The sequence below is a fragment of the Methylovorus sp. MM2 genome, assembly GCF_001648895.1.
Taxonomy (GTDB): domain Bacteria; phylum Pseudomonadota; class Gammaproteobacteria; order Burkholderiales; family Methylophilaceae; genus MM1.
Genome location: NZ_LXUF01000018.1, coordinates 1 through 5,654 on the forward strand (window position 1 = coordinate 1; position 5,654 = coordinate 5,654).

The following is a 5,654-nucleotide window of genomic DNA, read 5'->3' on the forward strand; positions in this document are numbered from 1 at the left end:
CGCTCTTTAACAAACTGGACAATCGATAGGTGTGAGTGCTTATGGATTGGGTGAAATTGGCTTAGATGGACGAGCTGCCTGACTTTGGTTGGGATGTGCGAAATCTTTGATTTAAGTTGATACTCAAGAACCATAAGTCTTATACCTTGAATGAAAAACTTTGTAATAGTCTGCATCAGTAATGGTGTAGATGACATACCTAAGATTCATTTGAGAATTAAGCAAAAGCGACATACAGACCTTCGCAAGAGGGTCAAAATTAAGTAATAGTTAGGTTTAAACTGAAGAGTTTGATCCTGGCTCAGATTGAACGCTGGCGGAATGCTTTACACATGCAAGTCGAACGGCAGCACGGAGAGCTTGCTCTCTGGTGGCGAGTGGCGAACGGGTGAGTAATATATCGGAACGTACCTTGTAATGGGGGATAACTATCCGAAAGGATAGCTAATACCGCATACGCCCTGAGGGGGAAAGTGGGGGATCTTCGGACCTCACGTTATTAGAGCGGCCGATATCTGATTAGCTAGTTGGTGGGGTAAAAGCCTACCAAGGCGACGATCAGTAGCTGGTCTGAGAGGACGACCAGCCACACTGGAACTGAGACACGGTCCAGACTCCTACGGGAGGCAGCAGTGGGGAATTTTGGACAATGGGCGAAAGCCTGATCCAGCCATTCCGCGTGAGTGAAGAAGGCCTTCGGGTTGTAAAGCTCTTTCGCAAGGAAAGAAAACTTATTCTTTAATAAAGAGTGAGGATGACGGTACCTTGATAAGAAGCACCGGCTAACTACGTGCCAGCAGCCGCGGTAATACGTAGGGTGCGAGCGTTAATCGGAATTACTGGGCGTAAAGCGTGCGCAGGCTGTTTTGTAAGTCAGATGTGAAATCCCTGGGCTCAACCTAGGAACTGCGTTTGAAACTACAAGGCTAGAGTGTAGCAGAGGGGGGTAGAATTCCACGTGTAGCAGTGAAATGCGTAGAGATGTGGAGGAATACCAATGGCGAAGGCAGCCCCCTGGGTTAACACTGACGCTCATGCACGAAAGCGTGGGGAGCAAACAGGATTAGATACCCTGGTAGTCCACGCCCTAAACGATGTCTACTAGTTGTTGGGAGAGTAAAATCTCTTAGTAACGCAGCTAACGCGTGAAGTAGACCGCCTGGGGAGTACGGTCGCAAGATTAAAACTCAAAGGAATTGACGGGGGCCCGCACAAGCGGTGGATTATGTGGATTAATTCGATGCAACGCGAAAAACCTTACCTGGCCTTGACATGCTACTAACGAAGCAGAGATGCATTAGGTGCCCGAAAGGGAAAGTAGACACAGGTGCTGCATGGCTGTCGTCAGCTCGTGTCGTGAGATGTTGGGTTAAGTCCCGCAACGAGCGCAACCCTTGCCATTAATTGCCATCATTTAGTTGGGCACTTTAATGGGACTGCCGGTGACAAACCGGAGGAAGGTGGGGATGACGTCAAGTCCTCATGGCCCTTATGGCCAGGGCTTCACACGTAATACAATGGTCGGTACAGAGGGTTGCCAACCCGCGAGGGGGAGCCAATCCCAGAAAGCCGATCGTAGTCCGGATTGCAGTCTGCAACTCGACTGCATGAAGTCGGAATCGCTAGTAATCGCGGATCAGCATGTCGCGGTGAATACGTTCCCGGGCCTTGTACACACCGCCCGTCACACCATGGGAGTGGGTTCCACCAGAAGTAGTTAGTCTAACCGCAAGGAGGACGATTACCACGGTGGGATTCATGACTGGGGTGAAGTCGTAACAAGGTAGCCGTATCGGAAGGTGCGGCTGGATCACCTCCTTTCTAGAGAAATACTTAGTCTGTAAGCATTCACACTTATCGGTTGTTCAAAGAAGCGCATCAAAGATTGGCCTACCTAAAATGACGGCAACGTTGTTTACCTTATAGGGTCTGTAGCTCAGCTGGTTAGAGCACCGTCTTGATAAGGCGGGGGTCGTTGGTTCGAGTCCAACCAGACCCACCAGATTCACCTGAAACATTGGGGGATTAGCTCAGCTGGGAGAGCACCTGCTTTGCAAGCAGGGGGTCGTCGGTTCGATCCCGTCATCCTCCACCAACTCTTTGATTTAGAGGTTAGAAGCAAGTGTTGATTATTGATCAATCTTTGCTTCTAGCTTTTATTAGCTAGACTGTTCTTTAACAAAATGGAAGAAGTAAAGTGAACACACGCATTTGTGATGAGTGTGATGTGTTCAAATGGGTAGTAATTGATTGCAAAATCGAAATATTTCAATCCTGAAGTTCTGCATTATGTTCTCTAACATAGTGATAGTAATCAAGGTTTGAAAATTGCACGATGCTTTACTTGGCATGGTGTGATGTAGTGCTTTAGAAAACCTATGACTGGCAGATTTACTCCCTGCCGCGAGATTTGAGTTTAAAAGGGCTCAGGTCTTAACGTTATAGGATCAAGTGAATAAGTGCATATGGTGGATGCCTTGGCGATTACAGGCGATGAAGGACGTGGTAGCCTGCGTAAAGTCTCGGGGAGCTGGCAAACAAGCTTTGATCCGGGAATGTCCGAATGGGGAAACCCACCCGCAAGGGTATCTTTACTCTGAATACATAGGAGTTTAGAAGCGAACTCAGTGAACTGAAACATCTAAGTAGCTGAAGGAAAAGAAATCAACCGAGATTCCGGAAGTAGTGGCGAGCGAAACCGGAAAAGCCTGTTATTTTTAGCAGATGCGTTAGTAGAACGGAATGGAAAGTCCGGCCATAGAGGGTGATAGCCCCTTATACGAAAACCCGTTTGTGGAACTAGGATAACGACAAGTAGGGCGGGACACGAGAAATCCTGTCTGAACATGGGGGGACCATCCTCCAAGGCTAAATACTCGTAATCGACCGATAGTGAACCAGTACCGTGAGGGAAAGGCGAAAAGAACCCCGGGAGGGGAGTGAAATAGATCCTGAAACCGTATGCATACAAACAGTGGGAGCGGACTTGTTCCGTGACTGCGTACCTTTTGTATAATGGGTCAGCGACTTACATTCAGTAGCAAGCTTAACCGATAGGGGAGGCGCAGCGAAAGCGAGTCCGAATAGGGCGATAGTTGCTGGGTGTAGACCCGAAACCAAGTGATCTATCCATGGCCAGGATGAAGGTGCCGTAACAGGTACTGGAGGTCCGAACCCACAAATGTTGAAAAATTTGGGGATGAGCTGTGGATAGGGGTGAAAGGCTAAACAAACTTGGAAATAGCTGGTTCTCTCCGAAAACTATTTAGGTAGTGCCTCGTATATAACTCTTGGGGGTAGAGCACTGTTATGACTAGGGGGTTCATAAGAACTTACCAACTCATTGCAAACTCCGAATACTGAGAAGTTCAATTACGGGAGACAGACCATGGGTGCTAACGTCCGTGGTCAAGAGGGAAACAACCCAGACCGACAGCTAAGGTCCCAAATGACGTGCTAAGTGGAAAACGAAGTGGGAAGGCACAGACAGCCAGGAGGTTGGCTTAGAAGCAGCCATCCTTTAAAGAAAGCGTAATAGCTCACTGGTCGAGTCGTCCCGCGCGGAAGATGTAACGGGGCTAAGCACGTAACCGAAGCTTCGGATGCTGCATTATTTATAATGTATGCATGGTAGGAGAGCGTTCTGTAGGCCTGCGAAGGTGTCCTGTGAGGGATGCTGGAGGTATCAGAAGTGCGAATGCTGACATGAGTAGCGATAAAGGGAGTGAAAAGCTCCCTCGCCGAAAGCCCAAGGTTTCCTGCGCAACGTTCATCGGCGCAGGGTGAGTCGGCCCCTAAGGTGAGGCAGAAATGCGTAGCTGATGGGAAACAGGTTAATATTCCTGTACTTTTATGTAATGCGATGTGGGGACGGAGAAGGTTAGGTCAGCCATCTGTTGGAATAGGTGGTTCAAGCGTGTAGGGAGATCTCTTAGGCAAATCCGGGAGGTCAATTCTGAGGCGTGATAACGAGGCACTTCGGTGCTGAAGTGATTGATACCAAGCTTCCAAGAAAAGCCACTAAGCTTCAGTTACATAAAAACCGTACCGCAAACCGACACAGGTGGGCAGGATGAGAATTCTAAGGCGCTTGAGAGAACCCGGGAGAAGGAACTCGGCAAATTAGCACCGTAACTTCGGGAGAAGGTGCGCCCCGGTAGTGTGTATAGACTTGCTCTAGAAGCACGATGGGGTTGCAGTGAAAAGGTGGCTGCGACTGTTTAATAAAAACACAGCACTCTGCAAACACGAAAGTGGACGTATAGGGTGTGACGCCTGCCCGGTGCCGGAAGGTTAAATGATGGGGTGCAAGCTCTTGATTGAAGCCCCGGTAAACGGCGGCCGTAACTATAACGGTCCTAAGGTAGCGAAATTCCTTGTCGGGTAAGTTCCGACCCGCACGAATGGCGTAACGATGGCCACACTGTCTCCTCTCGGGACTCAGCGAAGTTGAAATGTTTGTGAAGATGCAATCTACCCGCGGCTAGACGGAAAGACCCCATGAACCTTTACTGTAGCTTTACATTGGACTTTGACAAGATTTGTGTAGGATAGGTGGGAGACTTTGAAGCAGGGACGCTAGTTCTTGTGGAGTCAACCTTGAAATACCACCCTGATGTTGTTGAGGTTCTAACCTAGGTCCATAATCTGGATCGGGGACCGTGTATGGTGGGCAGTTTGACTGGGGCGGTCTCCTCCCAAAGAGTAACGGAGGAGTGCGAAGGTAACCTAGGTACGGTCGGAAATCGTACTGATAGTGCAATGGCATAAGGTTGCTTGACTGCGAGACGGACAGGTCGAGCAGGTGCGAAAGCAGGTCATAGTGATCCGGTGGTTCTGTATGGAAGGGCCATCGCTCAACGGATAAAAGGTACTCTGGGGATAACAGGCTGATTCCTCCCAAGAGTTCATATCGACGGGGGAGTTTGGCACCTCGATGTCGGCTCATCACATCCTGGGGCTGTAGCCGGTCCCAAGGGTATGGCTGTTCGCCATTTAAAGTGGTACGTGAGCTGGGTTTAAAACGTCGTGAGACAGTTTGGTCCCTATCTGCCGTGGGCGTTGGAAGTTTGAGGGGGGCTGCTCCTAGTACGAGAGGACCGGAGTGGACGGATCTCTGGTGGACCGGTTGTCATGCCAATGGCATAGCCGGGTAGCTAAATCCGGAAGAGATAAACGCTGAAAGCATCTAAGCGTGAAACTTGCCTCAAGATGAGACTTCCCCGAGCTTTAAGCTCGCTAAAGAGTCGTTCGAGACCAGGACGTTGATAGGTCAGGTGTGGAAGCGCAGTAATGCGTTAAGCTAACTGATACTAATTGCTCGTGAGGCTTGATCCTATAACCTTAAGACTTGAGTGACCGTGCTGAAAAGCAGGACACAAAAGCGAAAAGGTTATTTCTAAAGCAACGCAATCAAGAATTACCTAACAAAACTTTACTTCTTCTATTTGTTTAAGACTGATCCTGAATTGCTGGGATCACGACAGATTACAGGGCTTGAAGCCTAAACACTTCAGGCACTACCGGTTATGTCTGGCGGCCATAGCGAATTGGACCCACCCCTTCCCATCTCGAACAGGGCCGTGAAACGATTCTGCGCCAATGATAGTATGCTCTTCGCATGCGAAAGTAGGTCACCGCCAGGCTCTTATTAA

2 tRNA genes and 3 rRNA genes are annotated in these 5,654 nt (G+C 49.1%); all 5 read left to right on the plus strand.

From position 1 onward, the window contains the following. Positions 1 to 278 precede the first annotated feature (278 nt). The 5 genes from A7981_RS11640 to rrf all read left to right on the plus strand — a co-directional run bounded on the left by A7981_RS11640 (position 279) and on the right by rrf (position 5,645). A 16S ribosomal RNA gene (locus A7981_RS11640) occupies positions 279 to 1,821 on the plus strand. Positions 1,822 to 1,925: 104 nt separating this feature from the next. After that, positions 1,926 to 2,002, plus strand: a tRNA-Ile gene (locus tag A7981_RS11645). Positions 2,003 to 2,019: 17 nt separating this feature from the next. Next, positions 2,020 to 2,095: transfer RNA gene (locus A7981_RS11650), tRNA-Ala, on the plus strand. Positions 2,096 to 2,445: 350 nt separating this feature from the next. After that, positions 2,446 to 5,337 (plus strand): 23S ribosomal RNA (locus A7981_RS11655). A 194-nt stretch (positions 5,338 to 5,531) separates the two neighbouring features. Further along, positions 5,532 to 5,645: ribosomal RNA gene (gene rrf, locus A7981_RS11660) — 5S ribosomal RNA — on the plus strand. Together the 16S, 23S and 5S rRNA genes with 2 tRNA genes alongside form the textbook arrangement of a ribosomal RNA operon. The last annotated feature ends 9 nt before the right edge of the window (positions 5,646 to 5,654 follow it).